Source organism: Roseburia sp. 1XD42-34 (genome assembly GCF_009917385.1).
Classification (GTDB): domain Bacteria; phylum Bacillota; class Bacilli; order Bacillales; family Amphibacillaceae; genus Virgibacillus.
In genome coordinates, this window is the sequence record NZ_QWLJ01000095.1 from 1 (window position 1) to 944 (window position 944).

General features: G+C 40.4%; 1 protein-coding gene. It reads left to right on the top strand.

Going from position 1 to position 944, the window contains the following annotated elements:
* On the top strand, positions 1 to 944 hold a 944-nt coding region (locus D1839_RS20205; RefSeq protein WP_183030299.1), incomplete at both ends, for an LXG domain-containing protein.

Sequence of the window (944 nt, forward strand, 5' to 3'; positions counted from 1 at the left end):
GAAAACGGCTAATTCTATTCGTGCCTTCTATCAAGAGGTACACATGCCGTTTCTGTTGTTTCTAGAGGGTTTTATTATAAATTACTCCGATACGTTAGAAGAAATGAAAAAGTCAATTCAAGACATGGAACCAAACAAAGATGGAGTGATTCGTGAGGATTTTCTTTCTCAAGATGTGAAACGAAGTTTTGAGCGAATGGAACAGATTACCATGGCGATAACGGATGAGGCAAATGCCGTTCTTCACTCGGTCAAAGATATTATTAACGTTCGTGATATAGACGATGGGGAGTTCTTAGATAACGTACAACACGCGAAAAAGATGAACCGTCAGACGATAGAGAAGCTCCACGCTTTTGACCGCCACAATACAGCTAAGCTAGACCCCATAGAACAAGATTTACGAACGATGAAGAATTATATTAGCCAAATCCGTGAATTAGGCAACAATGGAAAGTTACGTATTGATAGTTACCAAGCCAGACAGCTAGGTGATCATAAGTTTCATCAAGAACTTATATCTGGAATCAAAAATAAGGCTGTGAGAAATGCCATTGGGTTAGAGGCAGTGCTCGGTGAAGCAGGTAAGCTTCTACTTTATAGCTATAGTCGGTTTGCTGCTATTCCGGTTCAATATTTACAGAAACATTTTGGATTAAAAACCATGAGTTACAGCTACCGAGCTATACATGCAGCTACAGCAGCGTCAGGTGACTATTTAACTACACAGCAGTTCTCCACCATTGAGCACCACGTCATTTCCGCAGTAGAGGTCTCGGACTATAAAAAGGTGAGACAGGGAACTTACTATACCTTAACGGATGGTAGAATTATAAGGAAGTTCCAATCCGAATCTGGAAGTGTAGGATATGAATTAGTGGATACGATTCCTGAAAATCGATGGAGACCAAAGAAGCCAGAAAAAAGCTGGCTAGAAAGAAGTA